We start from the raw sequence: 25,827 nt of genomic DNA, 5'->3' as shown, positions 1-25,827 counted from the left end.
GTGCATTAGCTATGGCGTTGATCGGAACTAAAATGACGGGCAACCAGTACAGAAACAGTAAGGTCGATAAAGTCATTTTCGGAGTGGGGGCCTTTGAAAATCATGGCTACCATATGCCGTTCGGTACGGATGCCCTAATCTCCAACATTCTAAGCGAGAAGCTGGCCGAGCGCGTGGAAGGCTTAATGGTGTTGCCGCCGATCAATTACGGACTCAGCGAGCACTACAACAAATTCCCGTTCACCGTCAGCTTGACCCCGGAAACGATCACGAACGTCATTAAAGATATTCTGAACGAAATTGTCCGCAACGGCATCACCAAGATCATCATCATGAATGGCCATGACGGCAATATCGCACCGATTGAATTGGCTGCCCGGGCGGTCAAAGTTCAGCACCCCCATGTGACGATCGCCAGTCTTAACGACTGGTGGGTGGCCGCCGGGAAAATGGTGCCGGAAGGCACGTTTGAGGTATGGAACGGACTGGGTCACGCCGGCGAAGGCGAAACTTCCATGGGTCTGGCCTTGTTCGAAGATTGGATGGAGATGGAGCATGCCAAGGGCGTCGTTCCGGAATTGCCGGAATTCGTAGAGATCAAGTGGCGCTTCGAGGAGCTTACCGATACCGGTGCCTCCGGAGATCCAAGCGTCGCGACCAAAGAAAAAGGCAAGCTGCTGGAAGAAGCCGTTCTGAACGTCCTGGAAAATTTCATTCGCGAAATGGACAAGAAGGATTGGAAGTACGGTTTAAACAACTAAGCCAAACCTAAGAAGGCCGTCCCTCGGCTGCTTCATCCGGGGGCGGCTTCTTTTCGTCTCTTCTTTGCCGGCCCATAATGCGCAAACGTTTGTTCATTTTTCGGGGTAATTTCCCCGCTAATAGACGGTATTCCGGGCTTCATGACGGCCTTCAACCTGTTTTCTCTATTTACTTTCGGCAATCTTTAGATTAATATTACAGTGTAAAGCAAACGGTTCCACAGAGGAGGTTTTTTATGGCTGTCACCATTAAGGATGTTGCCAAAAAGGCCGGAGTATCGCCCTCTACCGTGTCCCGGGTGCTGTCCAATCACCCCAGAATCAGCGCGGAAACCTCGCGCAAAGTGAAGCTCATTATGGACCAGCTTGGCTACCATCCAAACATTATGGCCAAGAGCTTGGTCTCTAAAACGACAAACAGTATTTGCATCATGCTGCCAAAGTCCGCCGAGGAATTGTTCTCCAACTTCTTCTTCATGGAACTGATCCGCGGCATCGTAACCCAAGCCAGCCGCCTGGGATATGATGTGCTCATCAGCTCTGGAGCTAATGAGAAGGAAGAGCTCGAAAGCGTCTCCAGACTCTTGAACGGACGCCGGGTGGACGGGGTCATCTTGCTGTATTCGCGGCAGAACGATCCCGTGATCGATTTTCTCCATGAAGGCGGTCACCCGTTCGTGCTGATCGGACGCAGCGAGGAATATCCTGATATTTTAACGGTGGATAATGATAATATCCAAGCGTCGTACGACGCCACGAAACATTTGATCGCGTTGGGACATGAACGGATCGGGTTCGTTAGCGGACCGCCCGAGCTGGTCGTCTCCAAAGACCGGTTGAAGGGCTATCAGGATGCGCTCAAAGATTCAGGCCTGGAGTGCCGGCCCGAATGGATTGTCGAAGGTGAGTTTTTACAGGACAGCGGCTATCGGGCCATGTCGTTCTTCATGAATCTACCGGACCGTCCGACGGCCCTGGTCATGATCGACGATGTCGTAGCGTTTGGCGTGCTTCGCGGCTTGCACGAACTGAAATACAAAGTGCCTGAAGATTTGTGCCTGGTCAGCTTCAACAATATCCCGCTGTCGGAGCTTTCGACGCCGCCGCTCAGCAGCATGGATATCGGCATCTACAATCTGGGCTACACCGCTTCCCAGGTGTTGATTCAATCGGTTCAAAACAGCAACGACAAGGTGTATCCGAGGCGTCAGATCATTCCGCACCGCCTGATCGTCCGCGATTCGTCCATGTATTCGGTCCCCAAGAAACCGTGAGGGCCGGAGGGGCATTTTGATGAAAATAAACGGAAGCTGAAGCTTCCTTTATTTTTCGCCTTTTGTTCAAACGTTTGCGCTAAAATATGCCTTAACCGGAGGTTGATCATGAATCCCATTCAAGCTTGTTTATTCGATCTCGACGGCGTCCTCGTCGATACCGCCAAGTACCATTATCTGGCCTGGAAGCGGCTGGCCGAGGAGCTCGGGTTCGAGTTCACCGAACAGGATAACGAGAAGCTGAAAGGCGTAAGCCGCATGGCTTCGCTCGATATTTTGCTCGGCATCGGCGGCCTTCAACTGGAAGACGACGTCAAGCAGGAACTGGCCGAACGCAAAAACAACTGGTACGTCGAGTACATCTCCCGGATGGACGCGTCGGAAATCTTGCCGGGGGCGCTTGAGTTCCTGCAGCAGTGCCGGGAGAACGGGCTGAAGACGGCGCTGGGATCCGCCAGCAAAAACGCGCCGATCATCTTGCAGAATACCGGTCTTACGCCGTACTTCGATGCCATCATCGACGGCACCCGCACCTCCAGCGCCAAGCCCGACCCCGAGGTATTCCTGCTCGGCGCCGCGGAAGTGGGCGTTGCTCCGGAAGCATGCGTCGTGTTCGAGGATGCCGAAGCCGGAATCGAAGCCGCCCGCCGGGCCGGCATGCGCTGCATCGGCATCGGATCGCCGGATACCCTTGGCGAGGCCGACCGGGTGGTCTCTTCGCTGGGCGACGTCTCGGTCACCATGCTGCAGCAGCTGGACGCCGAATAAGCGCGGGAAGCTCTCGGGCAACTTCGGGCAACGCGGCTCGGCAATCGTACAAATCAGGCGAGCCGATTGCGGCGAATAGCTCTCGTTCTTTTTTTGCATAAATAATCTATTAGAAAAGACTAAAGGAGCGGTTAGAGTGAAACAGTATTTGAAAGTGGATCCTTGGTCCATCCTTGAGGAATCCTTTGATCCGGTAAATCATGAAATTTCTGAAAGCATTTTCAGCATCGGCAACGGGTATATGGGCCAACGCGCGAATTTCGAGGAGCAGTATAGCGGCCCGTCCCTGCAAGGCAGCTATATGGCCGGCGTCTATTATCCGGACAAAACGCGGGTCGGCTGGTGGAAGAACGGCTATCCCGAATACTTCGCCAAAGTATTGAACAGCACCAACTGGATCGGCATCAACGTGTTCGTAGACGGCGTGGCGCTAGATTTGGCCGAGTGTCAAGTGAAGGATTTCGTCCGCGAGCTGAACATGAAAGAAGGGTATCTCTCCCGCCGCTTTACAGCCGTTATGAAAGACGGTAAAGAGCTGTCGGTGGAAGCGGTACGTTTCGTCAGCATCGTGCGCCATGAAATCGGGGCCATCCGCTATGCGGTAACGCCGCTGAATTTCAGCGGGGAGCTGCGTTTTGCGCCCTATCTCGATGGGGATGTGAAGAACAAAGACTCCAACTATGAGGAGAAATTCTGGCTCGAGGTGGAGAAAGCCGCCGCTGCCGATAACTCCTATTTGACCGTAAAAACCAAGAAGCTCGACTTCCACGTCACGTCGGTCATGGCGTTTGATGTGGAGCAAGGCGGGAAACGCCTGGAGCTGACTCCGGCGTTCCACGAGCAAGAGAAATTCGTTTCCGCCGAAGTTGCGGTTAACGCGTCTGCGAACGAGACGGTTACGTTGTTCAAATACGTTGCGAATGTGACCTCCCGCGATCACGGGTTGGGCGATCTGGTGAAAGCCGGAACGGAAGCGCTCCACTCGGCGAAGCAAGCCGGTTTCGATGCGTTGCGCCGCGAACAGGCCGAAGCTTGGGCCAAGAAATGGGAAATGAGCGACATCATCATTGACGGCGACGTATCGGCGCAGCAGGCGATCCGCTTTAATATTTTCCAATTGAACCAAACCTACAGCGGAGAAGACGACCGTCTGAACATCGGACCGAAGGGCTTCACCGGGGAAAAATACGGCGGCAGCACCTACTGGGATACGGAAGCGTATTGCCTGCCGTTCTACCTCAGCACGGCGGAGTCCGACATCGCCCGCAACTTGTTGATCTACCGCTATAAGCATTTGGAGAAAGCGAAGGAGAACGCCCGCAAGCTGGGCTTTACCAAAGGCGCGCTTTATCCGATGGTGACGATGAACGGCGAGGAATGCCACAACGAATGGGAAATCACGTTTGAAGAGATCCATCGCAACGGGGCGATCGCCTACGCGATTTTTAACTACGTAAATTATACAGGCGATAAATCCTACCTGGGCGAATATGGCCTCGAGGTGCTCGTGGAAATCTCCCGCTTCTGGGAGCAACGCGTGAACTTCTCGCAGGCGAAGCGCAAATACGTCATGCTCGGCGTAACCGGACCTAACGAATACGAGAACAACGTCAACAACAACTGGTATACGAACCGGATCGCGGTCTGGACAATGGAATATACGCTGGAAGTGCTGGGCGAGGTCAAAGCACAGGATTCCGCACACTATGCGGCACTGGTCGAAAAGCTGGGTCTTCAAGAGACGGAAACGAAGCAATGGCAGCACATCATCGACAACATGTATTACCCGTACGATGAAGAGCGCGGCGTGTTCCTGCAACAGGACGGCTTCCTCGACAAAGAGCTGATCGCCGTGAAGGATCTGGATCCGAAGCATCTGCCGATCAACCAAAACTGGTCTTGGGACCGGATCCTGCGTTCGTGCTTCATTAAGCAGGCTGACGTGCTGCAGGGTTTATTCTTCCTCGGCGACCGTTACGACCTGGACACGAAGAAACGCAACTTCGACTTCTACGAGCCGATGACCGTTCACGAGTCCTCCCTCTCCCCTTGCGTGCACGCGATCCTCGCCTGCGAGCTTGGGTATCAGGAGAAGGCGTACGAGATGTACCTGCGCACCGCGCGCCTCGACCTCGACAACTACAACAACGACACGGAAGACGGCTGCCATACGACCAGTATGGCCGGCACATGGATGGCGATCGTGCAAGGCTTCGGCGGCCTGCGCGTCCGTGAAGGCGAGCTGGTGCTGCGTCCGTTCATCCCGTCCCACTGGACTTCGTTCTCGTTCAAGGTGATGTTCCGCGGCTCCCTGCTGCAAGTGAACGCCACTGAGAACAGCATCATCGTCACGAACGAGTCGGATGCACCGGCGGCGATCCGCATCTACGACCAAAGCTACACGGTCGCGGCGAAAAGCCAAGTGCAAGCACAACGCCTGGAGCCTTCGGCGCTGAGCTAAACGATTGTAACAGCCCCCATCGGCTTGGCCGTGGGGGCTGTTTTTTTGTGCGAAGCGGGGCAAAGGCTCCGCAGGCGGCTAGCAGCGGGACGGGTGAACAGAGCGGAGCGCGAGCGCTGGCCTTAAAGGCGCCACTGCGGAGGCGGCGAGCGCCGCGAGACCAGGTTGCGAGTACGCAACGTGAATGAATGCCTCTAGCCACCTTGGCCGCGCCGGCCCGCGAGAAATAGCGGTAAAAAATCACCTTATTTCCGGTGATTGGGCTTGGTTTGAACAAATAGGGATAAAAAATGGCCTTATTTCGGTCCGGCAGGGGCAAAAACGCCCGTTTGGGGGGCTACTGCGGAGAAATAAGGCCATAAAATACCGCTATTTTGTTCAAAAGAGGCTTTTTTGCGGAAATAAGGGTATTTTTTACCCTTATTGTGTGGGGCGCCGCGGCATGGCGATGCCTGATGCGGCCCAGCCGCGGCGGCTGGCATGCGGACCCGCGCCAGCCGAACGCTGGCGCTGGAGCCGACGCGGCCGCCGGCGTCGGGCGCAGTGCCGCAGCCGGCCGCCGCGGCGCGGACCCGCGCCACGGGCTGCGCCGTGGCGCCACCCCAAGGGCCACGGGGCTCCCGCCCCTGGCCCTTGCGCGGTTACCGCGGGACGGCGAGTACCACGACGCCGACCCCGCGAACCTCCAGCCGTGCCCCGGCTGGAGGCCCCCCCGCTGCAGCGCCCGTAGCCGCTGCAGAGCTCCCGCTCGCGCCCGCCTCCAGCGCGAGCACGTGCTCGCCGCCGAACCGGACCTCCCACGGTCCGAGGGCGGGCAGCTCCAGCGACAACGCGCCGGGGTGCGCGTTGTAGAGCACGTACAGGTGGCGATCGGGGTCGCCGCCGGCGTGGTCGCGCAGCGTGTACGCCACCGCGTGGGGCGGCGCTGCCTCAAAGCGCAGATGCGCGCGGATCTCGTCCGCCGTTCGCAGGCGGAACGCGGGGTGCGCCTGGCGCAAGGCGATCAGGCTGCGCATATAGGACACGTCGTCCTGATGCGCCGCGCAGCGCTCCCAATCGAGCCAATTGGTCTCGATGGGCGATTTGTAGCTGTTCTCCACGCCGCCCTTCGTGCGCATGAATTCCTGCCCGGCGTGGAGGAACGGAATGCCTTGGCTCGTCAGCACGATCGCCGAGGCGAGCCGGTGCATCGCCCGGCGCTCTTCCTCCGAGGCGCCCGGCGTGGACAGCTTGATTTTGTCCCATAACGTATGGTTATCATGACACTCCACAAAATTCACCGATTGGACCGGCTCTGCCGCAAACTGCCGGAGCTCTGCCCCGTCATAGTCGATCCCCCCGGCCACGCCGCGCTTCACCCCGTCCTCGAAGCCTTCTCCGGCGCTGATGAACCCTTTGCGGTCAAAGATGAAGATATCCCCTTTCACCGCGTCCCGCAGCCCGTCGTTAAACATGCCGATGCCCGGCAGCTTTCCGGCGTTGTCCTGGTTGGCACGGCGCTCCTTAGGGAGCACCGTCTCCATCATCCACCCTTCGCCGATCGTCAGGATCGAAGGATCGGTCTCGTCCAAGCGGCGGCGGATCTCATTCATCGTCTCGGTATCGATAAGGCCCATCAGATCGAAGCGGAAGCCGTCGATATGAAATTCGCGGACCCAATGCAGGATCGAATCGACGATATATTTCGTCATCATCGGCCGTTCCGATGCGCACTCGTTGCCGCAAAACGCCCCGTCCGAGAAGGTCCGGTCGGCCTTGTACCGCAAATAATACCCCGGCACCAGTTTGGTGAAATGAATCAGATACCCATCGTATACGTGGTTGTACACCACGTCCATAATCACCCGGAGCCCGCGGGCATGCAGCGTCTGGACAAGTTGCTTCAGCTCGGCGATGCGTGCGGCCGGATCATAAGGGTCCGTGGCGTAGGAGCCTTCCGGCACGTTATAGTTCTGCGGATCGTACCCCCAGTTATAATGGGGTTGATCCAAGCGGCTTTCATCCACGCTCTCCGGAGAGTAATCGAAGACCGGCAGCAGCTGTACATGCGTCACGCCCAGCCCGGCGATATGATCAAGGCCCGTCGGAATGCCGTCCGGCCCCCGGGTTCCTTCTTCGGCCAGGCCCAGATACTTCCCCTTCTCGCGGATGCCGCTGTGAGGATGAATCGACAGATCGCGGACATGCAGCTCATAGATCACGGCGTCCACCGGCGATTCGAGCGGCGGCTTCGCATCGTTCTCCCACCCAGACGGATCGGTGCTCCGTAAATCGAGGATCGCCGCTTTCTCTCCGTTGACGCCAACCGCTTTCGCGTAAGGGTCGGCCGCCTCATTCCACTGCTCGCCGACTTTGACGCGATACGTATAGAACAAACCTCGGCAATCCTTCTTCACCGATAAGGTCCATGTCCCTTGCACATCCCGCTGCATCGGCAGCTCGTTTCCGGTCATGCCGTCCCCGGTTTCATACAGAACGACCTTCGCCTCGGAAGCGGTGGGGGCCCATAAACGGAACCGGGTTTGTTCCGGCGAATACACCGCTCCCAGATCATCGCCATCATAAACAAACTTCTCGTCGAACTCCGCGTCAAACACCGAGATTCCCCCGGTGACCGCCAAATCTCCGTAATCGATGGTGCCTTGGTATTCTTTTTGTACGGACAACGTCCTCACTCCAATCCCGTCAAATTCGGCAGCACGTCTTCCGTATAAGCCCGAAGAATTTCGCCCACGCTCCAAGCTTGAGTAAAGCAACCCCGCCCGGTGCAGGCAAAATCCCCGTCAAAAATCTCGGCGATGCCGCCGAGTCCGCCGTCATGCATATGATCCTCAAACGCGCTGCACATGTCCTTCGCCGTCAGTACGGCTTCCCGGCTGTAGCCGTTCACTTTGCAGTACGCTGTGATGAACCCGCCGAGCGGGAACGCCCAGGTCGTCCCCATATGATAGGCACCGTCCCGATCGATCAGCTTGCCGATGTAGCGGGGCTGGAAGCGCGGATCCCGGTCGGACAACGAACGAAGTCCATAAGGCGTGTACAAATGCTGATACACCGTCCCGACCACCGCCTTCTCCTGTTCGGGAGGCAGCATCGTGAACGGCAGCGATACCGCCCAAATCTGGTTTGGCCGGATCGAAGGGTCATCGCCGAATCCGCCGCCTTCTTGCGGCACGTCCACCACATCGTACAGACATTGGTCCACCTCGTTCCAGAAGCGGCGGCAGAACGATTCCCGTACCTTCCGTGCCAATTCATCATATGGCAGTTTTTCTCCAAAACGTTCCGCAAGCTGTGCCATGATCCGCAGTGCGTTGTACCACAGCGCATTGATTTCAACCGGTTTGCCGTGTCGCGGCGTAACCACCCATTCGCCGACCCGCACGTCCATCCAGGTGACCTGATCGAGACCCCCGCCGGCATGGATCAGTCCGTCCTCATCCATCCCGATGGAGAAATCGGTGCCGCCCTGGTAAGCGGCGATGATCTCCTTCAGCTTCGGATAAATTTTGTCGCGAATGAACCTGTAATCATCTTCCCCCCCGGTATGTTTCAAATATTCATAGACGGCGTGTACATACCACAAGGAGGCATCTACCGTGTTGTAAAGCGGCTCCTGGCCGTCGTCCGGGAACATGTTGGGAATGAGACCGCGCCGCACGTAATGGGCAAAAGACTCCAATATTTCGCGGGCTTCGTCGAATCGTTTGGTGGCCAGCGCCACCCCCTGGAATGCAATCATCGTATCCCGGCCCCAGTCGGTGAACCAAGGGTACCCCGCCAGAACGGTTTTCAACCCGGTAGATTCCCGGTCCACGATGAAATGATCCGCCGCCTCCACCAGGCGGTCGGCCAGCCGATCGCCATATCCGGCTGTTTGTACGAGATGCGCCATGCGCTCGCGATATTCGCGCACGATCGTAAAACCGTCCTTGCCGTCCCGCGTCAACGCCTCGGTGGAGCATTTCAGATAAATCCTCTTGCGCTCATAGGGTTCAACGGTCACCTGTATTTCATATGGCGTATAATGGTTGTCAATGCCTAGAAAACCGTTCCGGTTCTCGAACGGATAATAATGACCTTCTTCGATGACGTAATTGGGCGTCGCCATCGTTACCGGCAGCGTCGAACGGTCCAGGAACTCCCCTTCCGAGGCCAGAAACGAAATGGTCACTCCCGGATCCCGCTCGGGAATCAACCGCAGCAAACGGTCTTCGAGCCGCTTCTCGAACCGCAAATTTCCTTTCTCCGACACGTCGCCGGGCGAGCGGTAATTAAACAGCGGCACCAGCTTGACCTGCGCCGTCTCCTTGCCCCCGGTGATGTCATAACAAACCGCGACCGTATTGTGGCCGTACTCCAGCGCGATCGTTTTGACGATCCGCACGTCTTCGACCTGGTAGTCGTATTCCGGTACGGTGTCCAGCTTGAAGCGGCGCAGATAACGTTGGCCGTTTTTTTGCCAGTTGATGTATTGCTGGGAAGTCAGGTCGTAGCTGCGATCTCCGATGTCCACCTGCTCCTGTGAACGCGTAAACACCAGCATCCGGTTCACCGGTGCTTTGGCTGAAGCCACCAGATAACCATGCGACATCCGGTAACCTCCGCCCGGCACGGAATGGTTGGCATACCCGCCGATGCCGTTGCCGATCAGCCACTCCCGCTCGTTCCCTTCTTCAATCGTCCGCCAGGCGTTGCGTCCAAGGACGTAAGCCCGGTCGTTTGCGGCTCCCTTTGTCCGATGATCCATTAGCTCTTGATGCCGATCCCTATGATTTGCTGCTTCCATGCGACGGTTTCCCCTTTCGGTCATTTCGTTCTTGCTTCCACGCCAAGGAATTCATCCCAGTGTCCCCCTGGGTTCTGCTGTCATCCCTGGATCCTAGGCCGTTCCAAGTCCCTATTGTTACTATCCCTCCGCTATTCGTGACATACCTGGTTCAAAGCCAAAAAAAGCGCTCACAATTCGCCGGAGGTTAAACGTTTACTATCCCGTATGTGCTGGATTATACCATTGACGCCGGAAGCAGGTCAATCGTTTGCACAATCGGCTACTTCTCCCTAAGCGTCAAAAAAAACGAGACACAGAGAAGGGTTCCTCCCTGTGTCCCGCGTTTCTAGGTTAAGTCCATGTTCGAAAGGTGATCCGCAGCAACAGCCACGAATCGTTACGCGGCCTTCTTCCCGATATACTCCAGATCTTTAAGCATCAGCTTGGCGAAGCTCTCTTTGATCGTTATTCCGCTTTGGACGCTGACGGTCAGCTTCAGCGCTTTCAGCTTGATGTCGCGCTCCAGCGGAGTTTTGGCCTTCTGCAGCGAGGCGATTTGGGCTTGCAGGCTCGTTGCCGTGCCTTTGGTTTTGAAATAGCCGTGATCCTTGCCCAAATCCACCAGTTCATCCAAATGCGCAATATCGATCGTGACCTGGAACGTAAACTCTACCGACGCGGCATGCCCCGCCGCATCCGTTGCCTGGACCGTCAACTTGTGCGTGCCGACCTCCAGCGAGAACGGAACGATTTCCGCAACGCCCGTGATGCTGCGTCCGTCAAGACGGTACGCCGTTGACTTCGGACCGCTGATCGCATCATGGACCGCAACGGCGAAAGGAACGCCCGAGGCGACCTGAAGCACCTGGCTGTCTCCGGAGAACGTTACCTCAGGCGCCAGGCGATCCACATTGATGTACAGCGTCTTGGGCGTTTCCTCGTTCCCCGCCTGGTCCACGGAGCGGTATTCGATCGTGTATTTCCCGTCAGCAGACAGCACCAGCGGCTGAACATAACGAATCCACTCCCCGCCATTCACCCGGTACTCCGTCCGGTCCAGGCCGCTGCCGCCTTCATCCTTCGCGTAAAAAGCCACCGTCACTTCCGACAGGTTATAAACGTCCGTACCCTCAACCCCGGAGATATCGCTCTCCGTCACCGGAGCCGCCAAATCCGCTTCCGTCGCACTCGGCACGACATGGGCCAGGGCGAGCGGCTTCAGCTGGTAGGTCCCCCGGAATACCGAGGCGATACCGCTGATATCCACGCGTGTACCTGCCGGGTACAACGCCGTGAAAGAATCCATTGTCACTCCGGTTCTCCCGTCGAACCGTACCCGAGTCCCGCTACCGTCCTCATGGGCGGCGTTGAATTCAAAGGAACCGGCCGGCGTGGCGGCGACGATGTCCTGAACTCCCACGTTCTTTAAAGTGATCAGCTTCCCTTGGTTGGCGTCGGTCACCGCCTCCTGAACCAACGGCTGCGGAAGCGGGGACGTACCCCGCTTCTCGATCAGCACCGGATTCTCCAGCTCCACTTCCCCGTTATACAACGTTCGCGTGGCGCTGATGCGAATAAGGTCGCCGGCGTGATAACCCGCCGCCGTTTGGAAGACGTAAATGCCGGCCGTCTCATCCTGCACATAGAAGCCCTGGCCGCCGAACACGCCCGGCTCGGAAGTAATGACCCCCTGGATCGTTACGACCGTCCCTTCCGCCGCCCCGCGCGCCGCGGCGATCGTGCTCAACTCCGGCACCGGCGGGTGGTCGCCCGGCAGCGGCTCGGCATCCACGTTAGCGATTTCGATCGGCTTCGTGATCTCGTTCGCGCTGCCTTGCTTCAAGCGCAAATTGGCGCTAGAAGCCGTTACCCCCGGCTTCAACTGCACGGTCAGGTCCTTGGACGCATGCCCTTGGGCATCGCCCGTCAAGGAAAAGGCCGTGCTGTAATTGTAATCCGACCAGCTGCCGTCCGCATTCTTGAACCGGGCGATCTGCTCGCCGCCGGCCAGGTAGATACCTACACGCAAATCGGATTCCGTCTGTCCCGGCGTCAGACCGTCCGCCGTCACGCGGATCTGGAATTCCTGCTGGCTTGGCAGTTGCGCTTGATGCACGAAGCCAAACGTCGGCTCCGTTTCCGGCGCCTGCGACGATCCGTACGAACCCGGCTTAAAGGTGGCCGGATCGTACCATTTATACCCGGCGGCCGGATGCGACCACGGTTCCGGCTGCGGCTCGGTCGTAGCCGCCGGCTCCTCGTCTGTGTCCAACGCCGTCGGCGTATCCAGCACGAGTCCCGGCACCTCGTCAAAAGAGGTGTAGCTCTCGTCGTGCGCCAGCCATTTCACCGTCTGCACCAAGAACAATCCGTCGTCGACTTCTTTGAATCCGTCATACGTCGTTTTCTTTTGGCCGTTTTCTTCCCGCACGTACTTCGGCGTCGCGTCTTCCACCGGCGAAGAGTCGCCGATAAAAGCGGCTTTGCCGAGCCCCAGTTTGGCGATGGCCGCATAAGGACCTTCCGCCCGGCCGCCTCCGTCATAGACGCCTTCATCGACGGCGTTGGCCCAAGCCGGAACCCCGGTCGGTACATAGACAAGCCCTTTGGCTTTGTCCGGATCGAGAATCGCCACGGTCGACCCTGCATGCATCGCAACAGCGTTCACGCCGGCCGTGATGCCAAACGACTGCGACGGGCTGACGATATCCGTTGCATTGACGTCACCCAGGGCGTTATAACGGAAGCGAACGCCGAAGTTATCGGCTAACCAATCGGAGCTGCTCAGCCCTTGCATCGCGGGAGAGTTCGCCTCTTCGGCCGCCATCCCTTTGGCCGGATTTTCGTAAGCCCCGCGGCGGTAGCCGTTAAACACCTCTGAGGCGTCCCAGCGGTTCTTGTTGCGGTCGGCATTGTAATGGTCGGAGATGAAGAAAACGGCGCCGCCATTTTCCACATATTGCACCAATGCCTCCTGCTCGGCGGCCTTAAACGGGATGTTCGCCTCCGGGATCACGAACACATCGTAGGGCTGCAAAGCCCCGTAGGTGATAGCCGTTTCCCCATACGAGTAAGGGATCGGGCGATCCAGCGACTCTACCGTAAAGCCGGCGGCCCGCAGCCCCGCGGCAAAGTCGGAAAACCCGCCGTCAATCACCCAGTCCGCCGCGCCGGCGGTTTGGCCGTGGGCGTTGTCAAACAGCACCTTTTTACCGGTGCCGTCCGGAAGCTGCGGAGTTTCCCCCGGATCCGGCCCTTGACCAGGGTCCTCTCCCGGATCTTCGGGATCTTCCGGCTGAGACTGCGTTAAGGAAATCGCGGTTACGCTTTTTAGACCGGCAAAATTGTTGTATGCCGCAAGAGAACCCGTTACGGTCACCGGCTTCCCGATCAAATCGGGATTGCTTTGCAGGCCGAATTCGGCTCTTAAGCCGGAAGGGACCTGCACGTCGATGAGCTTGGCTTTGTCTTGCTCTCCTGCCTGATCGGCGATCAAAAAGTTGAAGTCGTTGCCGAAGGGAGCTTCGAAATCCGCAGTAAGCGATCCCGTCGCATGGCCAACAATGATGCCGGCCACTTCCACAGCTTCGCCGCTGTTCCCTTTGGCAATCGCTTCCGCCACGCTGAGCGAAGCGCCGGCGGCTTGCAGCGAAACCTCGCTGCCGTCCCTTGTTGCGGCAGGATCCGCGCTTGCCCCGGTCTGCGGAACGCCCGCTTCCAGTGCGTCGACCGCCCCTTCGCTGCCCGGCGCCTGTTCATCTGAACCCAGCGGCGGTATCCCTGCACCGTCCACTGCTCCTTCGGTTGCCTCCACCGCGGCTGCCGAATCGGCAGGCTGCGCTGCCGCCTGCGGTGCCCATCCCGGTAAAACGGTTACGACCAATGCGCCGGCCAAGAGTAGCCCCAGCCATTTGTTGCGCCAAGCGTTCGCGTTGCCCTTACCCATAAATCATCGATTCCTCCCTACACGCCTATTTTATTGGACTACCTCCTCATCATATTTATTATAAAATTGCAGATTATTTCCTGGCAGTAAAAATAATGTAAAATCGTTCCCGCGGTGCTCTGCGGAAAAAAGCGCATCCCTCTAAATCTGACGCCTTGATCCTCCGATAAATATCTCAGAACTAGTTCCTAGGAACTATCCTTTGACGATCTATGAATAACTGGACGGAGGCTGTATATGTACTGCACCTACTGTGGAAAAACCCTACACGAAGAAGACCGGTTTTGCGCAAACTGCGGCTCGCCGGCAAAAACGAACAACGATCCGGACCCCCTCCTGCGATCTCACCCCCTAGCCGATCCAATTCCCGAACGCGTGCGGGACACGGCCGAGTTTGGAGTCCCGGAAGAGGATTTGAGGCGATTTGTTGGACCGCGGGCAGAAGTTTATTTGCAGAAATGGAGAGAAGATAGCCGCTGGAATTGGCCGGCCTTTGTGTTTGGCGGATATTGGCTGCTATACCGGGGGATGTACTTATATCTGCTTCTTTATCTTGTGGCAGGCTCGCTTGCGATCAACATCGTCGGATCTCTTTTATATGCGGGATCGGGCAGTACCTTTTCGGGCGGAATGGCGGCAACCCTCGTTACCGTTTATCTAGCCATCAAGATCGGTTTGGCCATTACCGCGAATACGCTTTATCTGCAACATGCCAAACGCAAAATCAATGCACTCTACCAACGGTATCCTTTGGACAACGACATCCGCGAAGAAAAAATCGTCTTGGCCGGGGAAACCAGCCTGTACATCCCGATCGCTCTAGCCGTCCTTCCGTTGCTGATCGCCATCGTATTCGGAGCGTTCACCTACCTGCATTACTACCAGCAAGTCCAAACGGAAATCAGGCAGCTGCAGCCCTAAAAAGCGGGTTTCCGCCGCGCAAGGAAAAACGACACAGCGCTGCCCCAGTCCCCCCGTATACAGTGGTCTTATCCCGGGCTTTCCGGATCATCCCCTGGAATGGGAGGAAGTATTAACGAGATGAATCGTTCGCGGAAAATCGCTGTTTTTCTAACCGTCAGCCTGAGTTTGCTCGGACTGAGCGGGTGTGTGGCCTCCCCATCCCCGGAAGACGGGCCGGGGGAACTGAAGGCGGGACAACCGATGACGTTGTACGTTGCCACCGATCTCCATTACCTGAGCCCTCGCCTGCATGATGATGGCGAGGCTTTTCACACGTATATCCAGGCCGGCGACGGCAAGCTGCTGGATTACATCGACCCGCTCAGCGAAGCGTTTGCCGACGAAGTCGCTGCGAAGAAACCGGCTGCGCTGATCCTGAGCGGCGATCTGACCAATAACGGAGAGAAAGCAAGCCATGAGGACCTGGCCGCCAAGCTGAAGCGTATCGAGGCGGCAGGAACGCAGGTGTACGTCATTCCTGGAAACCATGACCTCTCGAATCCTTGGGCGCGTCGGTTCAAAGGCGACAGCCAGTACAAAACCGAAGCGATTACGCCGGAGCAGTTCGTCGAGATTTACGGCGCTTACGGTTATCAGGAGGCTCTTTCCAGGGATACCTCGACTTTAAGCTATTTGGTCAAGGCCTCTCCCGATCTTTGGCTGCTGATGCTCGACACAAGCCAATACGATCTGAACGAGTTCGTCGGCTTCCCTCAAACGGACGGGGAGATTCCGCCCGCCACCCTGGAATGGATCAAGAAGTGCACCCGGCTCGCCGGCGAGGATGGCGCCCGCATCGTAACGGTGATGCATCATAACCTGGTCGACCACAGCACGGTGCCCATCAAAGGTTTTACGCTCAACAACAGCAAAGAGGCCGTGCAGTTATTTGAACAGCTTCGGCTCAACCTCGTCTTGTCCGGCCATATCCACATCCAGGATATCCGGAAAACGGAACGCGGCCTGTACGATATTGCCACAAGCGCATTTAGCGTTTATCCTCATCAATACGGCGTGCTTCAATACGATCCGTCCGAGGGGACGATCGATTATGAATCTACCCCGGTCGACGTGGAGGCATGGGCCCGCAAACGGAACGAAACGGACGACCATCTCACCGGTTTCGCGGAATACAGCCGCCAGTTCTTTGCCGAGCACTCCTACAACAAGGCTTACGCCTCCTTGGAAAAGCTCGCCTTGCCCGAATCGGACAGGACGCGGATGGCGCGTACGATGTCGGACATCAACCTCCTGTATTTCGCGGGCACGGCCGCATCCGGGCCCGAACGCGAGCGCCTGTTGGCCTCTCCGGGTTACCGGTTATGGGAGAAGGCCGATTCGACCTTTTTGCAAGGCTACGTCCAAAGCATGCTTGAACCCAAGACACCGGAAAATACCAAGCTGCATCTGACGCTGCAAGGCGATTTGGAGCAGCCGTAAACCTTTCATACTGCTGCGCTCCACCTGCTTCATTACGCCAAAAAAAACGGGTACGCCCTCCTATTTCAAGGACCGTACCCGTTTTGCGTATACTCTTATGCCATTCCCGCCTTCTCCATCATCCCGCGGGCGATCCACACGCCGGCGGCTCCCGCTTGGGCCAGGCCGCGGGTAATCCCCGCGCCGTCGCCGCCGCAGAACAAGCCGCCGATTTCCGTTTCCAACGATTCGCTCAGCTTCGGCCGGGCCGAGTAAAACTTCGCTTCCACGCCGTAGAACAACGTATGCTCGGAGGCAATCCCCGGCGTCACCTTGTCGAGCGCTTCGACCATTTCGATCAAGCTTTTCATCATATTGTACGGCAGTACAAGGCCGAGGTCGCCCGGCACCGCTTCCTTCAGCGTGGGTTCAAGGAAGCCCTCGGAAATGCGAGCGGCCGTGGAGCGACGTCCGCGCAGGATATCGCCGTATTTTTGCACGATGACCCCGCCGTTCGACAGATCATTGGCCCGCTGGCAAATTTCCCGCGCGTACTCGTTGGGTTTATCGAACGGTTCGGTAAACCGATGCGAAACGAGCAGCGCGAAGTTGGTATTCCGCGAACCCAGCGCCGGATCCTTGAAGGAATGGCCGTTGGCCGCCATGACGCCGCTGTGGTTTTCGACCACGACATGTCCGGAAGGATTGCTGCAAAACGTACGGACCCGCGTACCGACCGACGTATTATAGATAAACTTCCCTTCATAGAGATGCTCGTTGATCTCCCGCATCACGACGTCGGAGGTTTCCACGCGGACCCCCACGTCCACCTGGTTGTTCGTCATCTTCAGCCGGCGCTTCTTGAGGATATCGGTCAGCCAGGCGGAGCCGTCCCGGCCCGGAGCCACCATCACCAAATCGGCTTCGTAGGTTTCGCCGTTTTTCAGCGTGATGCCGCGTACCTGGTGGCTCCCATCGATTTTTTCCGTGACCAGGTCCTCGACTTCCGCCTTGAACAACATATCGATGCGGGTATTCAGATATTCGTAAATCGATTTCAGGATTTCCAGGTTCTGCTCGGTCCCGAGGTGCCGTACCTGCGCCCGCAGCAGCTTGAGTCCCGCCGCGTATCCGCGTTGTTCGATCTCCCGTACGGCATCGGTCATCGGATCGGTGACGGCCGTCGTTGCCCCGTGCTCCAAATTGATCGAATCGACGTATTGGATCAAGTCCAGCACCTTGGACGGCGCGATATAATCGCTCAGCCAACCGCCGAATTCCGTCGTGATATTAAATTTCCCGTCGCTGTAGGCCCCCGCCCCGCCAAACCCGGCAGTGATCGAGCAAGCCGGAAGGCAGCCGGCGAATTCCTTGCGACCCGCCGCGGGCGGACAAAGCGTAATCTTCTCCTCCAAGATGGGACAACGGCGGCGGTAGATATCATGCCCCTTGTCCACCAGCAACACCTTCCAATGCGGCGCTTTGCGGGTCAGCTCGTAACAAGCGAAAATCCCGGCAGGGCCCGCTCCCACTACAATGACATCGTATTTGCTCATCTGTATCCTCCTGAAGTTATATGAATTCGTTAATCAACAAAAAAATTCCCGACCCCTCATAGGTATGCGAATGCACCCTATTCGTAGTCAGGAATTTGTGGTTCCTTGTAGAGACCCTCAATCCATATTATCGAGGATATACGAATTTGATAGTTTCGTTATGGATAAACTTGCTTTCGGAACAACCTGAGTATAAGTGGAATAAACGGATAAGTCAAGCAGGATTTTATTTTAATATTCGTATTTGAGTGATTATTAAGGTATTTCTTATTATCGAACTGCGCGTAGACTCTCAAAACACGAACATTAGTCATGAAAAATCGGTCGTTTTACCTTGTACAAAATTCGCGTTTATCCGAGGTTGTATTATATAATAGAGATAGTTTTAGGACTTTATATTTAAAAATTGAGGAGTAGATGCATCGAATGGACAGTGACAGGTATTTGGTATTAAATTTGGCGATGGTCGTGGTTCTTATCGCGTTAACGGCGTTTTTCGTCGCGGTAGAGTTTGCGATCGTCCGGGTCCGGGGCAGCCGGGTCGACCAGTTGATTGCGGAAGGACGGAAAGGAGCCGTCGCCGTCAAACAGGTCACCTCCAACCTGGACGGATTCTTATCGGCTTGCCAGCTCGGAATCACGATTACCGCGCTGGGGCTAGGATGGCTCGGAGAACCGACGGTGGAGAGCATGCTGCATCCCTTGTTCCTCAGCCTGGAGGTACCCGAGGCGGTTGGCAGCGCGCTTTCATTCATCATCGCGTTTGTTGTCATCACGTATTTTCACGTTGTGGTGGGCGAGTTGGCCCCCAAGACGGTTGCCATCCGCAAAGCCGAGGAGATTGCCATCGTTACGGCCAAACCTTTAATTTTATTTACGAAAGTCATGCGCCCTTTTATCTGGGCCTTGAACGGTTCGGCCAACCAACTGGTGCGCCTGTTCGGGGTCAAGCCGGCTTCCGAGCATGAAGAAGCGCATTCGGAGGAAGAACTGCAAATCATCATCAACGAAAGCTTCGAAAGCGGCAAAATCAATCAAAGCGAATTCGGCTATGTCAACCGGATATTCGCGTTTGATAATTTGCTCGCCAAGGAAATCATGGTACCGCGCACCGATATGGTGTGTTTATATACGGACAAGACGCGTCAGGAAAACCTGGAGATCATCCGGGAGCAGCAATATACCCGTTTTCCCGTCGTCGAAGGCAGCAAGGACAACGTCATCGGCATCGTGAATACGAAGCAGTTTTTCCTGGCCTATGAGGGCAATCCGGATTTGGATTTCGCCGCTTTGCTGCAGCCGGTGATGGCCGTTTCGGAAGTTACCCCGGTCAATGAACTGTTGAAAAAAATGCAGCAGGAAGGCACGCATCTGGCGATTCTGATCGATGAATACGGAGGAACGGCCGGCCTGGTCACGCTGGAGGACATTCTGGAGGAGCTCGTCGGAGAAATTCGCGACGAATTCGATAAGGAAGAGGAAGATCCGATCGTCCAGCTGGACGAGTCGCATGTGGTTGCCCTCGGTACGGTGACGGTCAACCAGATCAACGAAGTGCTGCTGGCGGACCTGAGCACGGAGGAAGTCGATACGATCGGCGGCTGGCTCTACGGCAGGAACCCGTCCATGGACGTTGGAGACACGCTGGAGCATGAGGATATGACCTTCAAGCTGCTGGAGAAGGAACCCCATCGATTCAAGAAACTCGAAATCATCAAACACGGCTCATAAAGCGAAAAAACGCGAGCGCAGAGGAAAGTTCTCTGCATGCTCGCGTTTTTTTTCGTTTCGCCCGGCGGTCCAATGAGTCCAAGCCGGAGTAAGCTATCCTGGGCCTTACCGCGGCAGGCGCCGCCGCAGTTCCGCCACTTCTTCGTCTCCGGGGGTTTCCTCACCATACCGCGTTCCATAATAGAGCCGGAGCAACGGATCGGCTGCGGACTCCAGATCCCTCCGGACCGCTTCCCCCGCCGTTTCGGTAACGCCTCTGCCCGCAGGCCGTTTTCGCTTTCCGGCTCTGGCCGCTTTGGCGGCTTCGTCCGGCCGCGCCGTTTCCCGTTTGATCTCCTGCACCATTTCCCGCGGGGTTAAATGGGGCTTCAGCGAGTACCCCCGCTCGCGTTCCTTCCGCAAAAACAACCGGTATAAAAAGCGCACCCGTTCCCGGTTATCCTTCATATCCTCCCAACGTTCGGGCGGCTTCCCGGGACGAATCAGGCGGGCGCCGACCTTGCGCCATCCCTGCAAAGCCGATTCCCAAGTAAACAAGCTCGTCTCCTCGTCGCGGTAAGCGGCTTGCTCCGGCGCGGCGCTTTCCCGGCGCAGCAAGGAGAGCAGGCGGTCGATCGCTTTGCGCCATATCCCGCTGGCGTTCTTGTACAGCCAATACAGCACGAAGCCAAGCAGCGCCGCCAGGAGCAGGCCGCCGAAAACATAAAATGCATAGTTCAGGATCTGTGCCAGCAGATCCGGTTCATGGGACTCCGCCGGCAGCATGGGCTCCAGCGGGGGGAGTTCCTCTTTCGGCTCCTCCAGCGGCGGAGGCGCGGGTTCCTGCGGTCGGGTTAACCAACGCACGATCGCTTTAAGCAGCCCCCACAGCAGGCCGCCGATCCAGCGGCCGGCGCCGGCCGCCAGCAACAAGGCGGCGGCGATGATGACGCCGACGAACAGGCGGTTATGGCGGCGGAGACCGGCGGGCAGCCGCTCGCCGGAATCGGCGGATTGCGAACTGTACCGCAAGTATTGGTGGTTGGTCATGAACAGCGCGGCGGCCAAGCTGAATGCGCCTGCCCAGGTGATCAGCGGGGCGGTCCCTTGAAGCGCCTCGATGCGCGGGTAGAAGATCCCCGCCAGGAAATAGAGGCCAAGTCCGGCCCAATAGAGCCGAAAACTCCCCTGGCGATTCCGGACCGTCATCCCTTGCAGCGAGCAAAACACGCCGGCGGCTAGCAGTGCGGCCGTTTGCAGCAGCGCTACGGCGGCGGCTTGCGTGGGGGGCTGGACGGCCGACGGTACGTCTCCGAAGCCGAGCGCTCCCGGGCCCCCTGCCCAGGCGAAGGCGGCCGCGGCGAAAGCCGCGCCGAACGCGAGGGCCGTTGCCCCGCGTTGCCATAGCTTGCGCAGGCGCGTGCCGAGCAGGACGCCGGCTAACGACAGCAGCGGCAGCAGGCCGAGCCCCGCGATCGGGAGCTCCGGCGGCCGAAGGAACGCCGCAAATAAAATCCAAGCCGGCAGCAGCAGGATGTATTCCATCAGGCAGGCCAGCCCTAATCGCAGCGTCTCTAAAAGGTAAGCGGATTCATTTTCCCCGTCATGTTGGTTATCGCTGTCATGTTTACGTTCCTCTGTGGTTTCGATATTCCGATGATCGGATGCGCCCCTGCCCTCCATTCCACAACCCTCCCGGTCTCCCATGAGGGCATCTTCCTTCTTCCCGTCCGGCCGGAAGATGCCTTCTTCATTAGCTCCATCATACCACAGCGTTGGGCACTGCGGGCGCCGTATGTCCCAAGCCGACTTGGCGGCATACCTCTCAAGGAATCGCCAGCAAAGAAATACCCCCGTTCCTCAAGCGGGAGGCGGGGGTAAAGGCGACTTTGGCGATCCGCAAAAGCCGCAATGGATTTAAACGACCGATGTTTCGCTGAAGCTGGTCCGTTCGACGAGCAAAGGGTTTTTTCGCGCTTCCGTCTCGAAGTCCATCATCTCCGAGAGGCCGTCGTACAGTGAATATCGGGGTTCCCACCAAAGGATGTCCCGGGCTTTGCCGTTATCCAATACGCTCTGTTCGATATCCCCTGCCTGGGCGGGCCGAAACTGCGGCTGCACGTTGCGCCCGGACATTTCCTTGAGCATACCAAGCGCCTCCAGGAGCGAGATGCCGTGTCCGCTGCTGATATTCAAGACTTGACTGCCCGCACATCGCAGCGCCAGCACATTTGCCTCCGCGACGTCTTTGACGTATACAAAGTCCCGCGTCTGCAAACCGTCCCCGTACACCTCCAGAGGGAGTCCCGCCACCAGCCGCTCCACAAAAGCCGTCAGCACCCCATCCTCACCGGTGCGGCGCTCTCGTATCCCGTAAACATTGGCGTATCGCAGGATGGCATAATTAAGCCCGTAGCGTTCGCTGAACGATTGGATATACATCTCCGACACCCGCTTAGAAACGCCGTAAAAAGACAATGGTTCCGTTCCGTGCGCCTCTTCGATCGGGAGATGATCCGGATTCCCGTACACGGCGGCCGATGAAGCGAACACGATCCGCCGCACCCCGAAGCGGACGCATTGCTGCAGCAGCCGGATCGTTCCCAGGATGTTCGTCTCGGCGTCGGCCGTCGGGTCATGCAAGGAGCGGCGAACGCTCGTTTGAGCGGCCAGGTGAATGACCGCATCCGGCCGTTCCTCGGCAAAAATAGCCTCCAGTTCCTCCGAAACGATATCCGTTGCATAAAAACGGACCGACTCGTCCATTTTCCTCGGTTTTCCGGCCTGGGCCGTATCGACGACAACCACCTGTTCTCCCTCCTCGACCAGCCGCTTGACCGTGTGACGGCCGATAAACCCCGCTCCTCCCGTGACTAGCACTTTCATCTTCTCGACTCCCCTATTCCCCAAAAATACCGGCGTTTGCCCCGTTTCAACCACCTTATGAAAGCCTAGTCCGGAATAGACTAGAAAAGTGCTGGAATTTCGTCATGTCCGCACGCATTCGCGCGCCAAGTGGGTTGGAGCGCAGGCAGCCTAATTCCGCGTATAGAATAACGATTCCACTAATATACTGCTATGAATCCCTTTAACGAGACCTAACTATTTTCGCTAGAGACGGAGAGGAAACGGCGAATGAAAATGAGATTACGCAAAAAAGTGGCGATCCCGGTGGTTCTTCTGCTCCTTGTGGCCGGCGGACTCCTAACAGCTTATTTGAAATACGAGCCGTCCCGGCATTTTCGGAACGCCGATATCCCGGTACTGGCCACGCCGGAACCGTCTGCGGGGATCGAGACGGGTTCGGCGAACGGGGCCGACAAAAGGGCGGAGCGTTCCGTGCAAACCGACGGCACGAGCACTGGGACCGCCGGAGAGGCCGCGGCGGCGAAGCCTGCACCGACGGAAGAAGTCCGCGGAGCCCGGGGCAGCTTTAACCTGCTGCTGCTTGCCACGGATGCCCGGGCAGAGGAAGCCTCGCGCACCGACGTGTTGATGTTGGCCCACGTCAATCCGGAGCAGAGCAAGGTAAGTCTTGTCTCGATCCCCCGCGACACCCGGGTCTTTCTTCCCGGCATCGGTTTGACCAAAATCAACCACGCACACGCGATGGCGGAAGCAGGCGGCCAAGGCGGCCACGCCGGAACTCTTGCCGCGATCCAGGCGGTCAGCAATTTATGCCGCTGCTCCATCAACTATTACGTCAAAACCAACTTCGACGGGTTCGAGCATTTCGTCGATACGATCGGCGGCGTAGATGTCGAGCTGGATGCTCCCGTCAAGCTGACCTACAATTACCGGACCCTGCCCGCCGGCAATCAGCATTGGAATGGCGAAACCACGCTTGATTTCGTCCGCGAGCGCAAATCGCTGGATGACGGCGATAATGCCCGGCAACGCAACCAGGCGCTGGTCGTTCAGGCAATCGCCCGCAAGCTGCTCGTTCCGGACAACCTGGCCCGGTTGCCCGAGCTGATCCGCCAAGTGAAAGAGGATATTCTGGATACCAATCTGACCGACGCCGATATGCTTAGCCTGGCCTGGATGGTTCGCGGCGTCGATCCCGGGGAGATGTATTTCGTGCAATTTCCGGGAAGCAGCGGCAAAGCGCATGATCCTCTGGTTGATGCCGAGCTGTACTACTGGATCCCGGATATGACGGCTTGGTCCGAGCTTTCCCGTCAGATCCTGGGGGATGAGGATGCGCCCGATGATTAGATCGGCCTTGCCCCGACCTAACGGCCGGCTTCGCCCGGTCGGAGGCGGCGGTGCCGGTGGTGGCGGTGGTGGTCCTCGCCGTCGCAACCGCCGGTTACTTCTACTCGTCCTGCTGTTGCTGGCCTTGGTTTGGGGTGTACTGCTGCGATGGGGACCTTCCTCTCCCTTCCCCGCCCCCACCTTCAACGTGAAGGAAGCCGGAGCTAAAGGGGATGGCATCACGGACGATACGGGTGTTTTTTTGCGCGTGCTGCGGCAAGCGGCCGCCACCGGACGGAGCACGACCGTCATCGTCCCCCCCGGAACGTACCTGCTCGCCCTGGACGAGCCGCTTCCGCTCCGCAGCGGCGTCACCCTCCGCGGCCTGGGCCGACCGGTGTTGAAGTTCCGTGCGATCACCGGAGCTCGTTACGGGTTCGAGGCCGTCTCGGTACAAGGCCGCCGGATCCGCATCGACGGCATCGTCATCGACGGCGGCGCAAGGCTGACCCGCGGCATCGGCATCCATAGCGGTTCGTCGGACGTGCAAATCGTAGGCAGCACGGTTCAGGATTTGAATCAACCGGCCGATCCTAAGCACCCGCTTTCGACCACCGTCGTCGCCGGCATCATGATCTATGGCGACACCACGAACATCGCGATCCTCGGCTGCACGCTGACCGAAATCTCCGCGCGGGAAGCTGCGCCGGTCGCCCGGGGAATTATGGCCTGGAGCGAACCTGGGCGTACCATTGCCCGCCGCGTCAGCATTACGGGCAACCTGATCTCCTATATCTCTCCGCGGGAGGATGCGGACGGCATTTATTTCGATCAGCCGCCCAGTCCCTCGCCTTTATCGGATTCCGTCATCTCGGACAACGTCATCCACCACGCCGCCAAACGCGGGATCAAAATCTCCGCCCCCGGCGTTGTCGTGAAGGACAACCGGATCCTCAACCCCTACTCTGGGGATAACCGCTATCTCTTAGCCCCCAAGGACCCGCTGCCGCAGGACATGTACGCGGCCATCTCCGTTTATGCCGGCGATGTGACCGTATCCGGCAATATCATCGGGGGACCCGGCAGCTACTATGCTGCCATCGAGGCGGACGTCGGCACGGCAAGCGGCGTCGTCATCGAACACAACGTCATCGAAAGCGGCGCGGGCCAACCCTTCCCCAACACGAGCGGAATCCGCCTCGGCCGGATTGGCGGCTTCCGGATCACCGGAAACGCGATCGGCGGCGCCGAAACCCCCATCCGTCTATCGGAGGAGGCCCGGTTAGCTCTCGACACCGGAGCGGGGACGATGACGGAGAATATGGCAAAGTAGCGGATAAGGAAACGGGGGTGGGTTGGAGCTGGCTGAGGGGTGTAGTGTGAAATGTTTTAGAGAGTAACTGGGGTTGCGTGTCTGGTGAGTCTACAGAGTCCTGTTGAGAGCTGGTGAGTGACTGGTAAGTCTAATGAGTGTCCTGTTGAGAGCCTGGTGAGTGTCTGGTGAGTGTCTAGTGAGTCTATTGCCCCGTTCAATGGCTGGTGAGTTCCTGGTAAGTTCCTGGTGAGTGTTGGTGAGTGCCTGATGAGTGCTGGTGAGTACTGGCGAGTGCTGGTGAGTGCCTGATGAGTCTATTGCCCCGTTCAATGGCTGGCGAGTTCCTGGTGAGTGCTGGTGAGTGCTGGTGATTGCCTGATGAGTGCCTGTCGAGCGCTTATCCCATCGTGAGCTATGAGAGTACCGCCTCGCCCTCCTTCCACTCAAAATGTTGTAATAAATACAACATTTCAAGTGCCAAACCGGCTAAAAACCCCAAAATGTTGCATTTAGTACAACATTTTGGGGCTGTTTGGCCTATGAGACCAAAATATGTTGCACTTTATGCAACATTTTGGCCTTAGATCTTTTAATACCTAAAAAAATGTTGTACAAAATACAACATTTTTGCTCGACGCAGCTTATAGACCGGGGCAAGGCCATGAGCGCCCGAGTTGAGCCGCCAA

The 25,827-nt window shown here is 57.5% G+C and carries 16 protein-coding genes, 1 pseudogene and 1 riboswitch; of the genes and pseudogenes, 10 read left to right on the top strand and 7 right to left on the bottom strand.

The window, feature by feature from the left end:
* Positions 1-17 precede the first annotated feature (17 nt).
* The 4 genes from MJ257_RS09150 (at position 18) to MJ257_RS09135 (ending at position 5,264) form a co-directional block, all read left to right on the top strand.
* The gene (locus tag MJ257_RS09150) at positions 18-761 is read left to right on the top strand and encodes a creatininase family protein (RefSeq protein WP_240268963.1); all 744 of its coding nucleotides are present in this window, start codon (positions 18-20) and stop codon (positions 759-761) included.
* Between the two features lie 236 nt (positions 762-997).
* Positions 998-2,035 carry a LacI family DNA-binding transcriptional regulator gene (locus MJ257_RS09145; RefSeq protein WP_240268962.1) on the top strand — a complete coding sequence of 346 codons (1,038 nt, stop codon included), beginning with the start codon at positions 998-1,000 and terminating at the stop codon, positions 2,033-2,035.
* Positions 2,036-2,143: 108 nt separating this feature from the next.
* The gene (pgmB, locus tag MJ257_RS09140; protein WP_240268961.1) at positions 2,144-2,803 is read left to right on the top strand and encodes a beta-phosphoglucomutase; all 660 of its coding nucleotides are present in this window, start codon (positions 2,144-2,146) and stop codon (positions 2,801-2,803) included.
* 136 nt (positions 2,804-2,939) lie between these two features.
* Positions 2,940-5,264: a glycoside hydrolase family 65 protein gene (locus tag MJ257_RS09135; RefSeq protein ID WP_240268960.1), complete on the top strand. Its 2,325-nt coding sequence runs from the start codon at positions 2,940-2,942 to the stop codon at positions 5,262-5,264.
* A gap of 296 nt (positions 5,265-5,560) precedes the next feature.
* Here the strand turns inward: MJ257_RS09135 and MJ257_RS09130 are convergent, their stop codons facing one another.
* From MJ257_RS09130 to MJ257_RS09115, 4 genes are all read right to left on the bottom strand, one after another.
* Entirely contained in the window at positions 5,561-5,845 is a 285-nt protein-coding gene (locus tag MJ257_RS09130; RefSeq protein WP_240268959.1) for a hypothetical protein, read from the bottom strand.
* Between the two features lie 60 nt (positions 5,846-5,905).
* Complete coding sequence (gene pulA, locus MJ257_RS09125; RefSeq protein WP_240268958.1) at positions 5,906-7,930, bottom strand: type I pullulanase; 2,025 nt, start codon at positions 7,928-7,930, stop codon at positions 5,906-5,908.
* Between the two features lie 5 nt (positions 7,931-7,935).
* Entirely contained in the window at positions 7,936-10,014 is a 2,079-nt protein-coding gene (locus tag MJ257_RS09120; protein WP_240268957.1) for an amylo-alpha-1,6-glucosidase, read from the bottom strand.
* Between the two features lie 418 nt (positions 10,015-10,432).
* On the bottom strand, positions 10,433-13,981 hold the full coding sequence (locus MJ257_RS09115; RefSeq protein ID WP_240268956.1) for a DUF6359 domain-containing protein: 3,549 nt from the start codon (positions 13,979-13,981) through the stop codon (positions 10,433-10,435).
* Between the two features lie 237 nt (positions 13,982-14,218).
* Here MJ257_RS09115 and MJ257_RS25065 point away from each other — a divergent pair.
* The 3 genes and pseudogenes from MJ257_RS25065 to MJ257_RS09105 form a co-directional block, all read left to right on the top strand.
* Positions 14,219-14,281, top strand: a pseudogene (locus MJ257_RS25065) (zinc-ribbon domain-containing protein); the annotation flags it as partial.
* A 150-nt stretch (positions 14,282-14,431) separates the two neighbouring features.
* A complete protein-coding gene (locus MJ257_RS09110; protein ID WP_240268955.1) occupies positions 14,432-14,902 on the top strand; it encodes a DUF2628 domain-containing protein in 471 nt (156 codons plus the stop codon).
* A 120-nt stretch (positions 14,903-15,022) separates the two neighbouring features.
* Positions 15,023-16,384 carry a metallophosphoesterase gene (locus MJ257_RS09105; protein ID WP_240268954.1) on the top strand — a complete coding sequence of 454 codons (1,362 nt, stop codon included), beginning with the start codon at positions 15,023-15,025 and terminating at the stop codon, positions 16,382-16,384.
* 95 nt (positions 16,385-16,479) lie between these two features.
* On the opposite strand, the gene MJ257_RS09100 is transcribed toward MJ257_RS09105, so the two are convergent.
* Positions 16,480-17,919 (bottom strand): NAD(P)/FAD-dependent oxidoreductase, encoded by a 1,440-nt coding sequence (locus MJ257_RS09100; RefSeq protein WP_240268953.1) that lies wholly within the window; start codon positions 17,917-17,919, stop codon positions 16,480-16,482.
* A 64-nt stretch (positions 17,920-17,983) separates the two neighbouring features.
* Positions 17,984-18,083: riboswitch (purine riboswitch) on the bottom strand.
* Positions 18,084-18,345: 262 nt separating this feature from the next.
* On the opposite strand from MJ257_RS09100, the gene MJ257_RS09095 reads away from it, so the two are divergent.
* Positions 18,346-19,650 (top strand): hemolysin family protein, encoded by a 1,305-nt coding sequence (locus tag MJ257_RS09095; protein WP_240268952.1) that lies wholly within the window; start codon positions 18,346-18,348, stop codon positions 19,648-19,650.
* A gap of 105 nt (positions 19,651-19,755) precedes the next feature.
* Here the strand turns inward: MJ257_RS09095 and MJ257_RS09090 are convergent, their stop codons facing one another.
* Both MJ257_RS09090 and MJ257_RS09085 read right to left on the bottom strand, forming a co-directional pair.
* A complete protein-coding gene (locus tag MJ257_RS09090; RefSeq protein WP_240268951.1) occupies positions 19,756-21,312 on the bottom strand; it encodes a hypothetical protein in 1,557 nt (518 codons plus the stop codon).
* Between the two features lie 234 nt (positions 21,313-21,546).
* Positions 21,547-22,515 (bottom strand): NAD-dependent epimerase/dehydratase family protein, encoded by a 969-nt coding sequence (locus tag MJ257_RS09085; RefSeq protein WP_240268950.1) that lies wholly within the window; start codon positions 22,513-22,515, stop codon positions 21,547-21,549.
* Between the two features lie 249 nt (positions 22,516-22,764).
* On the opposite strand from MJ257_RS09085, the gene MJ257_RS09080 reads away from it, so the two are divergent.
* Both MJ257_RS09080 and MJ257_RS09075 read left to right on the top strand, forming a co-directional pair.
* Entirely contained in the window at positions 22,765-23,847 is a 1,083-nt protein-coding gene (locus MJ257_RS09080; protein WP_240268949.1) for an LCP family protein, read from the top strand.
* Positions 23,840-25,159, top strand: coding sequence for a glycosyl hydrolase family 28-related protein (locus tag MJ257_RS09075; RefSeq protein ID WP_240268948.1), 1,320 nt, complete (start codon positions 23,840-23,842; stop codon positions 25,157-25,159). Before MJ257_RS09080 ends, MJ257_RS09075 begins: the two co-directional genes overlap by 8 nt.
* Positions 25,160-25,827 lie beyond the last annotated feature (668 nt).

Source organism: Paenibacillus timonensis (assembly GCF_022427145.1).
Lineage (GTDB): Bacteria > Bacillota > Bacilli > Paenibacillales > Paenibacillaceae > Fontibacillus > Fontibacillus timonensis.
Note: the sequence above shows the minus strand (reverse complement) of the source record. Positions and strands in the feature narration are given on the sequence as shown.

Excerpts from the sequence above, each read along its gene's own strand:
- MJ257_RS09115 (WP_240268956.1), bottom strand. The coding sequence starts at position 13,981 with ATGGGTAAGGGCAACGCGAACGCTTGGCGCAACAAATGGCTGGGGCTA.
- MJ257_RS09120 (WP_240268957.1), bottom strand. The coding sequence starts at position 10,014 with ATGGATCATCGGACAAAGGGAGCCGCAAACGACCGGGCTTACGTCCTT.
- MJ257_RS09090 (WP_240268951.1), bottom strand. The coding sequence starts at position 21,312 with ATGGAGGGCAGGGGCGCATCCGATCATCGGAATATCGAAACCACAGAG.
- pgmB (WP_240268961.1), top strand. The coding sequence starts at position 2,144 with ATGAATCCCATTCAAGCTTGTTTATTCGATCTCGACGGCGTCCTCGTC.
- MJ257_RS09100 (WP_240268953.1), bottom strand. The coding sequence starts at position 17,919 with ATGAGCAAATACGATGTCATTGTAGTGGGAGCGGGCCCTGCCGGGATT.
- MJ257_RS09085 (WP_240268950.1), bottom strand. The coding sequence starts at position 22,515 with ATGAAAGTGCTAGTCACGGGAGGAGCGGGGTTTATCGGCCGTCACACG.
- MJ257_RS09075 (WP_240268948.1), top strand. The coding sequence starts at position 23,840 with ATGATTAGATCGGCCTTGCCCCGACCTAACGGCCGGCTTCGCCCGGTC.
- MJ257_RS09105 (WP_240268954.1), top strand. The coding sequence starts at position 15,023 with ATGAATCGTTCGCGGAAAATCGCTGTTTTTCTAACCGTCAGCCTGAGT.
- MJ257_RS09095 (WP_240268952.1), top strand. The coding sequence starts at position 18,346 with ATGGACAGTGACAGGTATTTGGTATTAAATTTGGCGATGGTCGTGGTT.
- MJ257_RS09145 (WP_240268962.1), top strand. The coding sequence starts at position 998 with ATGGCTGTCACCATTAAGGATGTTGCCAAAAAGGCCGGAGTATCGCCC.
- MJ257_RS09080 (WP_240268949.1), top strand. The coding sequence starts at position 22,765 with ATGAAAATGAGATTACGCAAAAAAGTGGCGATCCCGGTGGTTCTTCTG.